The sequence below is a fragment of the Chelativorans multitrophicus genome (assembly GCF_011317445.1).
Classification (GTDB): Bacteria; Pseudomonadota; Alphaproteobacteria; order Rhizobiales; family Rhizobiaceae; genus Chelativorans; species Chelativorans multitrophicus.
The window spans coordinates 691346-705872 of the sequence record NZ_JAAAPL010000002.1 but is presented as its reverse complement, the minus strand read 5'-3'; the positions used below and the strand labels follow the sequence as shown (position 1 = coordinate 705872).

Sequence of the window (14527 nt, the reverse complement as noted above, 5' to 3'; positions counted from 1 at the left end):
ACGCTCGCAATCTGTTGGCCTATACGGCGATGGGCGCGCGGATCGTCGGATCGGCCACATAGCCCTCCAAACGAAAATCCTCGTAGCCAAAGGCGAAGAGATCATCCACCTCCGGGTTGATCCACATCGTCGGCAGCGGCTTCGGCGTGCGCGTCAGCTGCTCGCGCGCCTGGTCGAAGTGGTTCTTGTAAAGATGCGCATCGCCAAGCGTGTGAACGAAGTCGCCCGGCTTCAGGCCGGTAACCTGCGCGATCATCATGGTAAGCAGCGCATAGGAGGCGATGTTGAAGGGCACGCCAAGGAAGATGTCCGCCGAGCGCTGGTAGAGCTGGCATGAGAGACGCCCCTCGGCCACATGGAATTGGAAAAGGCAATGGCAGGGCGGCAAGGCCATCCCGTCGATCTCAGCCGGGTTCCAGGCCGTCACGATGTGACGCCGCGAATAAGGATTTTCCCTCAATCCATTGAGAAGATTCGCAATCTGGTCGATATGCCGCCCGTCCGGCGCGGGCCAGGATCGCCACTGCGCGCCATAAACTGGCCCGAGGTCGCCGTTCTCATCGGCCCACTCGTCCCATATCGTCACACCGTTCTCCTGAAGGTAGCGGATATTGGTATCGCCCTTCAGGAACCATAAAAGCTCATAGATGATCGACCGGAGATGCAGCTTTTTCGTGGTCAGCACCGGAAACCCGTCCGAAAGGTCGAAGCGCATCTGATACCCGAAGACGCCGCGCGTGCCGGTGCCAGTCCGGTCTTCGCGGTCGATGCCGTTTTCGAGCACATGGGCAAGCAGATCGAGATATTGGCGCATGGGGAACCGAATCGGAGGTCTTTAGCGGAGCAGCATAAGCCGAACCGGCGAGCGGAAAAATGCCCGCCGGTGGAGTACCGGCTTTAAAGCGAAGATAGTTTGCCTAGATGTTTCGCGACGAGGTAATAAAAGGTCACGCGGCTTTTAGAGTGGTCGGCCGACATCGTTTCACAGACCTTCTCGATGACCGAATCGCAGCGCGCCGCATCTGTCTCGCCGAGCGATTTCACGCACCACTTTTCACGCACACGGGCAAGCTCTTCAGGGTCGCTGCAAGAAACCAGAGAAGCGTCCCGGCTGCGCAGCGCAATACCGAGATGCTTGACGATTTTGTCCACCGCCGCTGCATCGGCGCTGGCATCATATTTCTGTACGTCCGCAAGATAGTTAGACATGAGAAATCCTTCCTCTCCGTGCTACCCGCCCGACCAGCACCCGTCCCCCGGGCGCCCCCGCAGGCTGACCTTCGGTGCAAGGTATCGAGAAGTCAACGAAAAATGGCGCTGTAAGACGGCCGCCCCCCCTTTCATCGGCCGGATCTCATGCCTATATTGGGTCTGTCGGTTTCGGCCGACTATGGCGATAAACGGACGATGCAATAAGCCATTCGGACCCGGGGGCGGTACCCGGCGCCTCCACCAGAAACCGCCGGCCCATGCGATGCGAAGGGCGGCTTCTGATGGGGGCGAAATAGGATCGACGAGGGTGTAAAGATCGGACTTTCGCTCGGCATGGTACCACCGTTATCGGACCGAACCTTATAGTTGCCAACGACAACTATGCGGAAGCACGTCTCGCTGCTTAATGCAGCGCGATAGCTTCAATTCAAGTCTCAGGCCGTCGCAGGCCTGAGCGGGGTTCGGAGGCACCTGGCAACAGAAGCCTCCACTTCTCTCCCCTTCTTATCCCCGACATTCCAATCTTTGCTGCAAGACGCCGCTTCTGCGTCTGCGCCTATTTCCAATGGGAGCCTTTTCATGCCAACCGCAGTGCCGCAGCACCGCCGCAATTTTTTCGTCGTCACCGGGGGCCCAGGCGCGGGCAAGACCACCCTGCTGGAACGCCTTTCAAAAGATGGTTTTGCGATCGCGCCAGAGGCCGGCCGGTCGATCATCCGAGCGCAGCGGGCGATCGGCGGTCCCGCCCTTCCCGATCAAGATCCCGCGCTTTTTGCCGAGCTGATGCTCGCATGGGACCTGCGTTCCTTCGAATCGGCGGACCCGTCGAAGTTCACATTCTTCGACCGCGGGATTCCCGACACGGTCGGCTACCTGCGCCTTTCCAGCCTTCCGGTCCCGCTACACCTGCGTCGCGCAACGGAGAGCTTTCGCTATAGCGAGACTGTGTTCATCCTCCCGCCATGGCCGGAAATCTTCTCGACGGATTCGGAGCGAAAGCAAACCCTCGACGAAGCTGAACGTACCTATGAGGCCATGCGAGCGATATATCTTGAACTTGGTTACAGGCTGGTCTGCATCCCCCGCCTTTCCGTGGACGAGCGCTGTGAGTTCGTCCTGAATTGCGCCAAGGGATAGCCGGGCCGAGATCAGCGCTCCGGAAAATCGCTGAACGGGCTTGCAAGCGCAGGCGGCCTCGGCCAAAACCGCGCGGCTATGCTGAACATCAATGATCTCTCGCTCCGCGTTGCAGGCCGGCTCCTCATCGAGCAGGCCTCCTTGACGCTGCCCGCCGGCACGAAAGCCGGCCTTGTCGGCCGAAACGGCACCGGCAAGACGACGCTTTTCCGCGCCATCACGGGCGAGCTTTCGCCGGAAACGGGCTCGATCAGCCTGCCGAAGGGCACGCGCATCGGCCAGGTGGCACAGGAGGCCCCCGGCACCGAGGAGCCGCTGATCGACATAGTGCTCAAGGCCGATACCGAGCGCGACCGGCTGATGCGGGAGGCAGAGACGGCCGAGGACCCGCACCGCATCGCCGAGATTCAAACCCGGCTTGCCGATATTGACGCCCATTCCGCGGAGGCACGCGCCGCGGCGATCCTAGCCGGCCTTGGCTTCGGTCCGGCAGCACAGAAGCGCCCAGCCTCCTCCTTTTCCGGCGGCTGGCGTATGCGTGTGGCGCTCGCGGCGGTGCTCTTCGCCGAGCCCGATCTCCTGCTTCTCGACGAGCCCACCAACTATCTCGACCTCGAAGGCACGCTCTGGCTGGAAGGCTACCTGGCGAAATATCCCTACACGGTGCTGCTCATCAGCCACGACCGCGACCTCCTGAACCATGCGGTCAACAACATCGTGCATCTGGAGGGGAAGAAGCTCACCTTCTGGCGCGGCGGTTATGACCAGTTCGCCCGGCAATATGCCGAAAAGGCCGAATTGCAGGAAAAGATGCGCACCAAGCAGGAAGCGCAGAAGAAGCATATGGAAGCCTTTGTGGAGCGCTTCCGGGCCAAGGCGTCCAAAGCGCGGCAGGCGCAATCGCGCCTGAAAGCGTTGGAGCGGATGAAGCCCATCGCGGCCACGGTGAACGAGAATGTCAGGCCGTTCCGGTTCCCTAATCCGGTAAAGACAGTCGCCTCTCCCATCGTCGCGATCGATAGCGGCGCGGTGGGCTATGAACCCGGCCGGCCAATCCTGAAGAACCTGACGCTGCGCATCGACAATGACGACCGCATCGCTCTTCTGGGGTCGAACGGCAACGGCAAGTCCACCTTTGCCAAGCTGATCGCCGGCAGGCTCAAGCTTGAAAGCGGAACGATGACGCTCGCGCCGGGCCTGAAGGTCTCGATTTTTGCGCAGCACCAGCTTGATGACCTGAGGCCGGAGGAGAACGCGCACCAGCATGTGCGCCGGCTTATGCCGGATGCGCCCGAAGCGAAGGTGCGCGCGCGTGTGGCCCAGTTCGGCCTTTCGACGGAGAAGATGGATACGCCGGCCAAGGAGCTTTCGGGCGGCGAAAAGGCGCGGCTGCTCATGGGGCTTGCCTCCTTCGAGGCGCCTCACCTCTTCATCCTCGACGAGCCGACCAACCACCTCGACATCGACAGCCGCGAGGCATTGGTGGAAGCGTTGAACGAGTTCGAGGGGGCTGTGATCCTCATCAGCCACGACCGGCACCTTATCGAGGCCTGCGCCGACCGGCTGTGGCTCGTGAACCACGGAACCGTGCAGCCTTACGACGGCGACATGGAAGATTATCGCGCGCTGACGACCGGTGGAGGAAGCCGCAACCGCGAGCGGCGCGAAGCCGACAAGGCGTCGAAGGCCGACCGCCGGAGGGAAGCTGCGAAACGTCGCGCCGCACTCGAACCGCTCGCCAAGGAAATCAAGGCCACGGAAGGGCTGATCGAGCGTACACGCAAGCGCATCGAAGCAATCGAGGCCCAAATGGCCGATCCCGGCCTTTATGCCCGCGACCCGGGAAAGATCTCCACGCTCGGCAAGGAGCGCGCGGACCTGGCGCAAGCGCTCGCGCGCCAGGAGGAGAAGTGGCTGGAGCTTTCGACGGAATATGAGGAAGGGGTGGCTGAGTAGATTGGGCAGTAAGGAATTAAGCAGTAGGGCAGTAGGTTGAGACATCTCAACCGTAACTCGGAACGAGCTCTACTTCACCTGTTCTTGACCGCCGTGGCGCGTTGATGTTCAGGCATGGATCCTCGGATCAAGCCCGAGGATGACGAATGCAATGGCATTCCCGCCAGTCGCCAGCGTAGATGATTGGCGGAAATCCTCCCTCCTCGTCATCTTCGGGCTTGATCCGAGGATCCATGCCTGAACGTCTCCCCCCCCCGGATGTTTAAGGGCCCTACTGCCTTATTGCCGATTCCCCCCGCTCACGCTTCCTTTGCCAGCGACGGTCAGGGCCCTGCTGCCAGTAGGTAACATCATGGCCTGCGGCCTTCATCGCCTTCCAATGCGCCCGCGCGGCGTCGAGCTGACTGGTGTCGTGCCCATCGAAAAGGAAAACGGCGCGCTGATATCCGTCGAGAGATCCAGGCTCCGCGCCCTCGACAAGAAAGCGGATTGAGGCCCCGTTGGGGTTGGCCGGCGCGGTGGTGAGAATCACCGGCTGCTCCGCTGCATGCGGCTCGCGATCTGTCGCATGCGGCACGAAGCTGTCGTCCCGGAAGGTCCATAGGCAGGCGTCGAGCGCGTCACGCCGCTCCTCGCTCGCCGTCTGGATCCCCACGCGCCAGCCCCGCTCGAGGCTTTTTTCCACGAGCGGAGGCAACGCTTCTTCCAGCGTTGATTCGGTCAGGTGATAGAAGAGAACTTCCATGGCGCGCGCTGCCTGCAAATTGATGACGTAGGGCAGTAGGGGCATGCTTTTACCAGCTCAATATGTTTGATCGCTGGTAAGACGGTAATGTTCAGGCAAGGCGACCAAATCTCAAGGTAATGAATACGCCCCCTACTGCCCTACTGGGCCTAACCCTCGTAGTGATCCGCCACGAGGCGATCCAGAAGCCGCACGCCGAAGCCCGACGCCCAGGACTGGTTGATCTCCGATGACGGCGACCCCATCGCCGTGCCTGCCACGTCCAGATGCGCCCAGGGCGTATCGTCCACGAAACGCTTCAGGAATTGTGCGGCGGTGATCGAGCCGGCCTGGCGTCCGCCGGTATTCTTCATGTCGGCGTTTTTGGTGTCGATCAGCTTGTCGTACTCGCTGCCCAGAGGCATGCGCCACACCTTCTCGCCAGTCGCCTGTCCGGCCGCGGTGAGCCTTTCTGATAGCGTGTCGTCATTGGAGAAGAGGCCGGCATGGCTGTTCCCGAGCGCGACGATGATGGCTCCCGTCAGCGTGGCGAGGTTCACCATAAACTGCGGCTTGAACTGCTCCTTGCAGTACCAGAGAGCATCGGCAAGCACGAGCCGGCCTTCCGCATCCGTATTGATGATCTCGATCGTCTGGCCGGACATGGAGGTGACGATATCGCCCGGCCGCTGGGCATTGCCGTCCGGCATGTTCTCGACGAGTCCGATGATTCCCACCGCGTTGGTTTTTGCCTTGCGGGCGGCCAGCGCGTGCATGAGGCCAACGACGGCCGCCGCCCCCGCCATATCGCCCTTCATGTCTTCCATGCTGGCGGCGGGCTTGATGGAAATGCCGCCGGTATCGAACACGACTCCTTTGCCCACAAAAGCCACCGGCTTCTGCTTCGGCTTGCCGCCGTTCCACTGCATGACGACGAGTCGCGGCGGGCGAACCGAGCCTTGCGCGACGCCCAGGAGCGCGCCCATGCCGAGCTTCTTCATCTCCCTTTCAGTCAGGACGTCGACCTTCACGCCGAGCGACTCCAATGCCTTGGCCTGAGCGGCGAACTCCACCGGACCCAGCACATTGGCCGGCTCATTGACGAGGTCCCTGGCAAGATAGACGCCGTCCCCCAGGGCAGATGCTTCCGCAAAGGCCTTCTTTGCCGCATTGGGATCGGCGCACTGGATGGTGAATTTCTTGTCCCTTGCCTTGATGCCGTTTTCATCCCTGCGGGTCTTGTATTTGTCGAAGACATAGGAGCGAAGGAGAATGCCGAGCCCGATATTGGCCGCCTCGCGCGCGGAGAGCTCCAATCCCGCCACGTCCGCTATCACGGTCACCTCTCCCGCGTTCTTTGCCGCGGCGGCCGCCGCGCCGCCGATCTGAAGCCAGGATTGTTCCGTAAGCGCGCTTGGATTGCCTGTTCCGATCACGGCTACCCGATCATAGGCCGTTCCCTGTGGTGCCAGCGCCTCGACCGTGGCCGCCAGCTTGCCCTTGAACTCGGCGGCCGCGAAAACCTTAGGCATCACGCCGGCCGGGTCCGCTGCCGTTGCGGCCTGGCCGAGATTCCCGCCCTCCGGCACAAGCAGGATAACGCTGCCTTTTTTGGGCGCGGCAAATTTGGCGAAGGCGATCGTCGGTTTCTCGGTCATTGGGTATCCTGTGGCGTGAAAAACGGAGGGTGGCGCGATCTTGGCGCTTTTGAATCGTTTGACAAGGGGTGGAAGGAATATCCAAACCTGTGTAAAGGAATTTGGGGCTTAGGGTTGCGGGTAAGTTTTCATTTACTGCGTTCTTTTCCGGTTCTTTAGGCCTGCCGGCCTCACATTGCTATCGGGGACGATTGCCGGCTGCGGTTTCGCGGTGGAGCGAATCGGTGTGCTTCTCGGCACAGGACATTTCCAAGACGCCCTATTGTGGCCCAAACATAAGGTTTCATGTCGGCCGATGAAGGTGATTGAGCGCTACATTCTCCGACGCACATTGGCGATTTTCGCCGCGTCGCTTGCTTGGCTGCTCGTCATCGTCTGGACGACACAGGTGCTGAACCGGCTCGATCTGGTTACCTCCAGCGGCCAGTCGGCGGCAACCTTCTTCACGGTGGCGTTCCTCACGCTTCCATCCGTGGTTCCGGTCATCATGCCTTTCGTCATCGGCATCGCCGTCGCGCAGACGCTTGCGACCATGAACGCCGATTCGGAACTGGTCGTCATCAGCGCGGCAGGCAGCCCGCGATCGACAATCATATGGCCGATACTCATCATCGCCATCATCGCGAGCATCGCCGCCTTCGCCATAAACAACACTCTGGAGCCCTATTCGCGCCAGAAGATGCGGACCATCCTTGCAAACGCCAATGCGGACCTGATCACCACCGTGCTTCGGGAAGGCTCGTTCAGGAAAGTGGTGGACGGAATCTTCGTACAGATCTCCGAGCGGTTGCCGAACGGCGAGCTTGGCGGGATTTTCGTGATTGATTCCCGCGATCCGAACCTGAAACTCGCCTATCGGGCGGAGCGCGGTGCGACCGTCAAACGCGATGGCGGCAACATTCTCGTCCTGCTCGAAGGCGAGGTGCAACGGCAGGTGGCGAATGGTGACGTGTCGGTCATCCGGTTCGATTCCTACGCATTCGATCTGTCGCAATTCACCAATGGCGAGGGCGTGCCCACGCTCTTTCCGAAGGACCGCTATCTCAGCGAGCTTCTCGAGCCCGATCCGAACGACAAATTTTTTGCCAAGAATCCCCAGAGCTTCCGGGCGGAGCTGCACACGCGTTTTTCCGAATGGCTTTACCCCATCGTTTTCGCGTTGATCGGCATCGCCGTGGCGGGGGATGCACGCTCGTTCCGCGAAACACGGCTTCACCCGATGGTCACGACGCTGACGATCGGACTCCTTGTCCGCTGGGCAGGCTTTTATGCGAGCAATGAGGCCGAGACAGTGCCAGCTTATACCTATCTGCTCTATGCTGCGCCCTTGGGCACGATCCTGCTCTGCTGCTGGTTCATCGCGACGAACCGGGTGATGGAACTGCCCACGAGCTGGATTGAGCAGCTCGTCTCCATGGGCCAGAAGGTAACCGATACGATGAATCGGCTGCGGCCGGTTGCTGGAAAGCGCGCATGATCGGCCCCACTCTCGGCAGATATTTTTTCCGTCGCTATGCCGTGATCACGGCATGGAATTTCATTGGCGTCGCAGCCCTCGTCTATATCGTGACCTTCACGGAGATTACCGGCCGCGCGGGAGATCTTGAGGGCTTCACCACAAGCTGGGCGCTGGGCCTGGCCGCGCTGCAGCTTCCCATCATCATGCAGCAGGCAGTGCCTTTTATCGGCCTTGTTGCCGCAATCGCGACGCTTATCAGCCTCAACCGCAAATACGAGCTTGTGATCGCGCGCGCCGCCGGCATCTCGGCCTGGCAGTTTCTGACCCCGATCGCATTCGGCGCCTTCGTCTTCGGGCTTCTGACGGTACTGGTGCTGAATCCCATCGCCGCGCGCGCCTTTGCGAGCGCCCAGATGCTGGAGGCAACGGTGCGCGGCGCGGATACATCCAACAACGCGAAAGAACGCTGGATCAAGCAGCGCACAGATCAAGGAGAGACGATTATCGGCGCCGACGCGGCGCTGGCCGGCGGGACGGAACTCGTGCGGCCGGTGTTCTTCATCATCGGCGATGATCGAATCGCCGAGCGCCTTGATGCGGCAAGCGCTTTCCTGCGCGATGGCTATTGGGAACTTGTCGACGTGGTGCGGCGGCAAGGCGGCAACGCACCCGAAAAAATAGCAACCGCCCGGGTGCCCACGAATCTGAAGCCGGAATTCGTGGGCCAGGAACTCACCGATCCCGATGCGGTTTCCATCTTCGCCCTCCCCGGCATGATCGAAACCGCACATTCCTTCGGGTTGCGCGCCAATGCCTTCGCCATGCAGCTCCATTCACTGATCACGCTGCCGCCGCTGCTTGTGGCCATGACGCTGATCGCGGCCACCGTGTCGATGAGATTTACGAGGATGGGACAGTCCGCAACTGTGATTCTGGGTGGCGTCGTGGCGGGGTTTCTGCTTTATGTGAGTTCCGTATTGGTGAGGGCGTTTGGTGACGCCGGATTCGTGCCGCCTCCTATTGCGGCCTGGACTCCGGTTATGGTGGCAATGTTTTTCGGGGTTACTTTCCTTTTATTCCGAGAGGACGGTTAATGGCGGCTGCGGTGAGAAAGAGCCGCGCGGTCGCTCATTTGACGCGTCTGCGCTTCAAGACAGGTGTTGCGGCCGTCGCACTGCTGGCGTTCGCCGCTGCTGCCGCCGCTCAGGTGGCCGGCATCGACCAAGGCGACCTGCCTCAGGACGCGCAGATGCTGCTCGCGGCCGACACCCTGGTCTATGACAACGACAACAATACCATCACCGCCGTGGGCGGGGTACAGATCGAGTATGGCGGCTATCGCGTTGTGGCGCAGCGCGTCACCTATGACCGCAGCACCTCGCGTGTCATTGGCAGCGGCAATGTCGAGATCATCGACCAGGACGGCAATCGCTTCCATGCCGAAGAGGTCGACCTGACGGACGATTTGGGCGAAGGCTTCGTCCGGGCATTGAGGGTCGAAACGGTCGACAGGACTTATTTCGGCGCCGAGAGCGCCGTGCGCGAAGGCGGCAGGCTGACCACTTTTAACAAAGGCGTCTACACCGCCTGCGAACCCTGCGAGGAAAACCCGAATCGGCCACCGCTCTGGCAGATCAAGGCGCAGAAAATCATCTGGAACGGCCAGGCGAAGACCGTGCGTTTCGAGAATGCGCGTTTCGAGTTCTTCGGCCTGCCGATCGCTTATCTTCCATTCCTGGAAGTGGCCGATCCGACGGTGAAGCGGAAGTCCGGTTTCCTGATGCCGAGCGTGCAGGGCGGCAGCGAGCTCGGCTATGGCCTTAAGGTTCCCTACTATTTCGCGCTTTCCCCCACCTTCGATCTCACCGCCTCGGTCACAGGCTACACCAAGCAGGGCTTTCTGGGCGAAGCCGAGTGGCGGCAGAGATTCAATAATGGCGAATACAATCTGCGCGTGGCCGGCATCGACCAGCAGCGGCCGGAGGAATGGGCGCCGAACGAGGTCGACTCACGTCAGACCGATCGCGGCATGATCGCCTCCAAGGGCGATTTCCGGATTAATTCCCGCTGGTCCGCCGGCTGGAACGTGATGGTCCAGTCGGACAAGAACTTCGCCAAGACTTACGAAATTGAGGGCTATTCGTCGTCGGTGCACCGTGACGAAGTCTACCTTACGGGCCTCAACGACCGGAACTATTTCGATCTCAGGGGCTACCGGTTCCAGGTGCAGGAAAACTCGGTGAATGGCCGCAACGACTCGCAGCCGCTCGTCCTGCCCAATCTCGATTACACCTATACGCCCGACCGGGAGGTTGCGGGCGGAGAACTCACCTTTGATGTGAATGCCCAGGCGCTCCACCGCGAAGAGGGCATGTACACAATGAGCGATGGGACCAGGAAGCTGCAGGGTCTTCAAGGCAATTCCGGCCGCCTGACCACAGAGGCGGAGTGGCGGCGTTCCTTCATCACCAGCGCTGGCCTCGTCCTTACCCCGATCCTGCACGCGCGCGGCGATTCGATTTTCACGGATTATTCGCAGGATGCTGCCGAAAGGATCCAAAGTTTCGCAAATGGCGCCGGCGCCGAAGCCGATATCCAGTCTGCCTATTACCGCTCTATGGCGACGGCGGGCATAGAGGCGCGTTGGCCCATTCTATTTGCGGCGGCCGGTTCGGCGCACATCATCGAACCGATGGTGCAGCTCTTCGCACGGCCGGATGAGCCCTATCGCGATAGGCTCGGCATCCCCAATGAGGATGCGCAGTCGCTCGTCTTCGACGCTACAACGCTTTTCGAGCGCGACAAATTTTCCGGCTATGATCGCATGGAGGGTGGTACGCGCGCGAATGTCGGCTTCCGCTACTCGGGGAGCTTCGGTAACGGCTGGACCGCGCATGGCCTTTTCGGCCAATCCTATCATTTGGCGGGGGATAATCCCTACGCATCACCCGACCTTGTAAATGTCGGCGCCTATTCCGGTCTCGAGACGGACGTTTCCGACTATGTGGGATTGATCGGAGTAACGTTGCCGAACGGGATTTCCTTCTCGACCGGCGCCAGGCTGGACGAGCGGAGCTTTGAGCTGAGGCGCGCGGATGTGCGTGCAGCCGGCACGGTGGGCGCGGTTACGGCGGGTGTGCAATACGCCTTTATCGATGCGCAGCCGGGCTACGGTTTTGCGGAAGACCGGCGGGAAGTAACCGCCTCGACCTCGATTCGCTTCCATGAGAACTGGCGTGGCTTCGCATCGGGAACCTACGATCTTGAGAGCAGCACGCTCGTGAAAAATTCCTTCGGCTTCGCCTATGACGACGAATGCTTCACCTATCTGATGACATTCTCGCAAGAGCGCAATATCAGTAGCGGCGAACGCGAAAACAGCTTTGGCTTCAATATTTCATTGCGCACTTTGGGTGATTTCGGCAGTTCCTCGAACGCTTTCGTTCAGCAATAGGCATTGTGACAGCGTCATAGTTTCGCCTATCAAGAAAGCGATGCTAAATTCACGATTGCTGAATTTCATATGATGTGAAGGAGAATGGAACATGTCTGTGCGGAGCATATGCCGATCCACAGCAATGGTTGCGCTGGCGGCGGTGCTCGCGCTTGGCATAGGCGCGGCCACCATTCTCCCTGTTGATGCCACGGAAATCCGCTACGTCGTTAACGACCGGCCGATCACGAGCTTTGATATCGAGCGCCGGGCAGCGCTGCTCAGGCTTATGCAGCGCAAGGGCAACGTCAACGAGCTCGCGGCGGAGGAGATGATCGATCAGACGCTGCGCCAGCAAGAGATGGCGCGCTCCGGTGTGAATATCACTCAGGCAATGGTCGATGAGTCCTACCGGAATTTCGCGGGATCCAACAACATGACCGTGGCTCAGCTCGACCAAATTCTGGGTCAGGCTGGCGTCGGGAAGGAACATTTCAAGGAATTCATTCGCACACAGATCGGCTGGGGCCGCGTAATGCAGAGCCGCTCCCGCTCCGGCACCATCCTTTCCGAGCAGGATGTGGTTCAAAAGATGCTGCAGCAGGGCGGGCAGAAGCCGACAGCGACCGAATACATGCTGCAGCAGGTCATCTTCGTTGTGCCAGCCGCGCAGCGCGGGCAGCTTTTGGCCAAGCGCAAGCGAGAGGCCCAGGCGATGCGCGACCGCTTCAACGGCTGCGCGAATACGGTTCAGTTCGCCAAGGGTCTGATCGACGTCACGGTGCGTGATATGGGTCGGGTCTTGGCCCCGGAACTCCCGCCGGAGTGGAAGGATCAGATTTCCAATACGCGGCCAGGCAATGCCACGCCGATACGCGAGACGGAGCGCGGCGTCGAATTCATCGGCATCTGCAGCGCGCGCGAAGTTTCGGACGATCACGTTGCCCGCATGGTCTTCCAGAGCCAGCAAGCAGGGGACGGGTCCTTCGAAGATGCCGCGAAGGAGTATATGGCGGAGCTGCGTAAGAAGGCTCGAATAGTCCGCCGCTGAGACAGGCACGCATCAATCATGCCGCTTAACAAGGTCAGCGTGATTTTCCCATGTCCTCACTCGCGCTGACCATTGGTGATCCTTCGGGGATCGGCCCGGAAATCCTCCTCCAGGCTTGGCTTAAGCGGAACGAGAAAGAGTTGGCGCCCTTTTACGTGCTGGGCGACCCAGCGCTCCTTTCCGCCCGCATCCGCCTGCTGAAGCTTGATATTTCCATCGTGGAGGCCGAGCCGGAAACCGCGGCGGCGCATTTTGGTCGTGCCCTCCCCGTCGTGCCGCTTGAAAACAGTCTCGATGACCTGCCGGGGCATCCCCTCGCCGCCAATGCGGCGGGTGTGATCGAGGCAATCAGCCGCGCGGTCGAAGATACGCTATCGGGCCGTGCTGCGGGCGTCGTAACCTGCCCAATCGCCAAGAAGCCCCTCTATGATGCAGGTTTCGGGTTCCCGGGCCATACGGAGTTCTTGGGCTACCTGGCCGAGAAGATCACGGGCGAAAAATCCAGGCCTGTGATGATGCTCGCAGGACCGGAACTGCGGACCGTCCCGATAACGGTGCATCAACCCCTCGCAGATGTCCCCGCGAGCCTGACAGCCGATCTGATTGAAAAAACGGGCGAGATTGTCGCGCGGAACCTGGCGGAGCGTTTTGCCGTTCGCGCCCCGCGCCTGGCCGTTTCCGGACTCAACCCTCATGCGGGCGAAGGTGGCTCCATGGGGCGGGAAGATGCCGACATCATAGCGCCGGCCATCGAAGCCTTGCGTGCGAAGGGTATCGATGCATTCGGACCATTGCCGGCAGATACGATGTTCCACGCCGCCGCGCGGCGAACTTACGATGCAGCGCTCTGCATGTATCATGATCAGGCGCTGATTCCGGTGAAGACCATCGGCTTTGACGAGACCGTGAATGTCACGCTGGGGCTGCCTTTCATCCGCACCTCGCCGGATCACGGCACCGCCTTCGACATTGCGGGCCGGGGTGTCGCGAAGCCCGATAGCCTGATCGCGGCAATCCGCCTTGCGCGCCTCCTCGCCGACAACACTGCGAAGCACAACGCATGAGCATGGACGGTCTGCCGCCGCTGCGGGATGTCATCGAGCGGCATGGTCTTTTCGCCAGAAAGGCCTTGGGCCAGAATTTTCTTCTCGACCTCAACCTCACGCGCCGCATCGCCCGCACCGCCGGCGGGCTGGACAATGCCACCGTGCTGGAGGTGGGCCCCGGCCCAGGTGGCCTCACGCGTGCGCTCCTGATGGAAGGAGCAAGGCGCGTTGTGGCGATCGAGCGCGACGAGAGATGCATCGCGGCCCTTGAGGAGATCGCCGCGCATTATCCCGGTCGCCTTGAGATCGTCGCCGGCGACGCCATGAAAGCGGATTTCGCCGCGCTCGCGGGAAATTCAGGCGACGTAAAAATCGTCGCCAATCTTCCCTACAATATCGGAACCGAGCTTCTTATCCGCTGGCTGACACCGCAGACTTGGCCGCCCTTCTACGAATCGATGACGCTCATGTTCCAGCGGGAAGTCGCCGAGCGGATCGTCGCGAAGCCCGGAAGCAGTCACTATGGGCGTCTCGGGGTTCTGGCTGGCTGGCGGACCGAAGCCAGGATCGCCTTTGATGTGCCGCCGCAGGCCTTCACACCACCTCCCAAAGTAATTTCTTCCGTCGTCAAGATCGTCCCGCGGGCAGATCCCCTGACCGTCGAGGTTGGCCGGCTGGCGCGTACGACCGAAGCCGCCTTCGGGCAGCGGCGAAAAATGCTGCGCCAGAGCCTTCTATCCGTCGGCGGTGAAGCACTGCTGGAAAAAGCGGGCATCGATGGTACCCGCCGCGCCGAGACCCTCTCGGTGGAGGAATTCGTGCGGCTGGCACGGGAGATATGAAGTGCAGCG

General features: G+C 60.9%; 12 protein-coding genes and 1 other RNA gene. 9 read left to right on the top strand and 4 right to left on the bottom strand.

Going from position 1 to position 14527, the window contains the following annotated elements; all coding sequences use genetic code 11:
* Window positions 1–19 precede the first annotated feature (19 nt).
* Window positions 20–814 (bottom strand): thymidylate synthase, encoded by a 795-nt coding sequence (locus GNP00_RS14075; RefSeq protein ID WP_011581088.1) that lies wholly within the window; start codon window positions 812–814, stop codon window positions 20–22.
* A gap of 83 nt (window positions 815–897) precedes the next feature.
* The gene (locus GNP00_RS14070) at window positions 898–1209 is read right to left on the bottom strand and encodes a DUF2853 family protein (RefSeq protein ID WP_011581089.1); all 312 of its coding nucleotides are present in this window, start codon (window positions 1207–1209) and stop codon (window positions 898–900) included.
* A gap of 125 nt (window positions 1210–1334) precedes the next feature.
* Here GNP00_RS14070 and ssrA point away from each other — a divergent pair.
* The 3 genes from ssrA (at window position 1335) to GNP00_RS14055 (ending at window position 4305) form a co-directional block, all read left to right on the top strand.
* Window positions 1335–1704, top strand: a transfer-messenger RNA (tmRNA) gene (gene ssrA / locus GNP00_RS14065).
* Window positions 1705–1791: 87 nt separating this feature from the next.
* Window positions 1792–2349 carry an AAA family ATPase gene (locus GNP00_RS14060; RefSeq protein WP_011581090.1) on the top strand — a complete coding sequence of 186 codons (558 nt, stop codon included), beginning with the start codon at window positions 1792–1794 and terminating at the stop codon, window positions 2347–2349.
* 78 nt (window positions 2350–2427) lie between these two features.
* A complete protein-coding gene (locus GNP00_RS14055; RefSeq protein WP_011581091.1) occupies window positions 2428–4305 on the top strand; it encodes an ABC-F family ATP-binding cassette domain-containing protein in 1878 nt (625 codons plus the stop codon).
* A 271-nt stretch (window positions 4306–4576) separates the two neighbouring features.
* Here the strand turns inward: GNP00_RS14055 and GNP00_RS14050 are convergent, their stop codons facing one another.
* Both GNP00_RS14050 and GNP00_RS14045 read right to left on the bottom strand, forming a co-directional pair.
* Window positions 4577–5050: a DNA polymerase III subunit chi gene (locus GNP00_RS14050; RefSeq protein ID WP_041545378.1), complete on the bottom strand. Its 474-nt coding sequence runs from the start codon at window positions 5048–5050 to the stop codon at window positions 4577–4579.
* Window positions 5051–5199: 149 nt separating this feature from the next.
* A complete protein-coding gene (locus GNP00_RS14045) occupies window positions 5200–6687 on the bottom strand; it encodes a leucyl aminopeptidase (RefSeq protein WP_011581093.1) in 1488 nt (495 codons plus the stop codon).
* A gap of 295 nt (window positions 6688–6982) precedes the next feature.
* Here GNP00_RS14045 and lptF point away from each other — a divergent pair, with 295 nt between their 5' ends.
* The 6 genes from lptF to rsmA all read left to right on the top strand — a co-directional run bounded on the left by lptF (window position 6983) and on the right by rsmA (window position 14518).
* Window positions 6983–8164, top strand: a complete 1182-nt coding sequence (gene lptF / locus GNP00_RS14040) for an LPS export ABC transporter permease LptF (protein WP_041544682.1) — start codon at window positions 6983–6985, stop codon at window positions 8162–8164.
* A complete protein-coding gene (lptG, locus tag GNP00_RS14035) occupies window positions 8161–9240 on the top strand; it encodes an LPS export ABC transporter permease LptG (protein WP_011581095.1) in 1080 nt (359 codons plus the stop codon). The genes lptF and lptG overlap by 4 nt, the downstream gene beginning before the upstream one ends.
* A complete protein-coding gene (locus GNP00_RS14030; protein WP_011581096.1) occupies window positions 9240–11600 on the top strand; it encodes an LPS-assembly protein LptD in 2361 nt (786 codons plus the stop codon). Before lptG ends, GNP00_RS14030 begins: the two co-directional genes overlap by 1 nt.
* Window positions 11601–11691: 91 nt before the next feature.
* Window positions 11692–12630, top strand: coding sequence for a peptidylprolyl isomerase (locus GNP00_RS14025; RefSeq protein ID WP_011581097.1), 939 nt, complete (start codon window positions 11692–11694; stop codon window positions 12628–12630).
* A gap of 50 nt (window positions 12631–12680) precedes the next feature.
* Window positions 12681–13694 (top strand): 4-hydroxythreonine-4-phosphate dehydrogenase PdxA, encoded by a 1014-nt coding sequence (gene pdxA, locus GNP00_RS14020; protein ID WP_011581098.1) that lies wholly within the window; start codon window positions 12681–12683, stop codon window positions 13692–13694.
* A complete protein-coding gene (gene rsmA / locus GNP00_RS14015; RefSeq protein WP_166016108.1) occupies window positions 13691–14518 on the top strand; it encodes a 16S rRNA (adenine(1518)-N(6)/adenine(1519)-N(6))-dimethyltransferase RsmA in 828 nt (275 codons plus the stop codon). The genes pdxA and rsmA overlap by 4 nt, the downstream gene beginning before the upstream one ends.
* Window positions 14519–14527 lie beyond the last annotated feature (9 nt).

Coding starts and splice junctions, on each gene's coding strand:
- GNP00_RS14075 (WP_011581088.1), bottom strand. CDS start 814: ATGCGCCAATATCTCGATCTGCTTGCCCATGTGCTCGAAAACGGCATC.
- GNP00_RS14070 (WP_011581089.1), bottom strand. CDS start 1,209: ATGTCTAACTATCTTGCGGACGTACAGAAATATGATGCCAGCGCCGAT.
- GNP00_RS14060 (WP_011581090.1), top strand. CDS start 1,792: ATGCCAACCGCAGTGCCGCAGCACCGCCGCAATTTTTTCGTCGTCACC.
- GNP00_RS14055 (WP_011581091.1), top strand. CDS start 2,428: ATGCTGAACATCAATGATCTCTCGCTCCGCGTTGCAGGCCGGCTCCTC.
- GNP00_RS14050 (WP_041545378.1), bottom strand. CDS start 5,050: ATGGAAGTTCTCTTCTATCACCTGACCGAATCAACGCTGGAAGAAGCG.
- GNP00_RS14045 (WP_011581093.1), bottom strand. CDS start 6,687: ATGACCGAGAAACCGACGATCGCCTTCGCCAAATTTGCCGCGCCCAAA.
- lptF (WP_041544682.1), top strand. CDS start 6,983: ATGAAGGTGATTGAGCGCTACATTCTCCGACGCACATTGGCGATTTTC.
- lptG (WP_011581095.1), top strand. CDS start 8,161: ATGATCGGCCCCACTCTCGGCAGATATTTTTTCCGTCGCTATGCCGTG.
- GNP00_RS14030 (WP_011581096.1), top strand. CDS start 9,240: ATGGCGGCTGCGGTGAGAAAGAGCCGCGCGGTCGCTCATTTGACGCGT.
- GNP00_RS14025 (WP_011581097.1), top strand. CDS start 11,692: ATGTCTGTGCGGAGCATATGCCGATCCACAGCAATGGTTGCGCTGGCG.
- pdxA (WP_011581098.1), top strand. CDS start 12,681: ATGTCCTCACTCGCGCTGACCATTGGTGATCCTTCGGGGATCGGCCCG.
- rsmA (WP_166016108.1), top strand. CDS start 13,691: ATGAGCATGGACGGTCTGCCGCCGCTGCGGGATGTCATCGAGCGGCAT.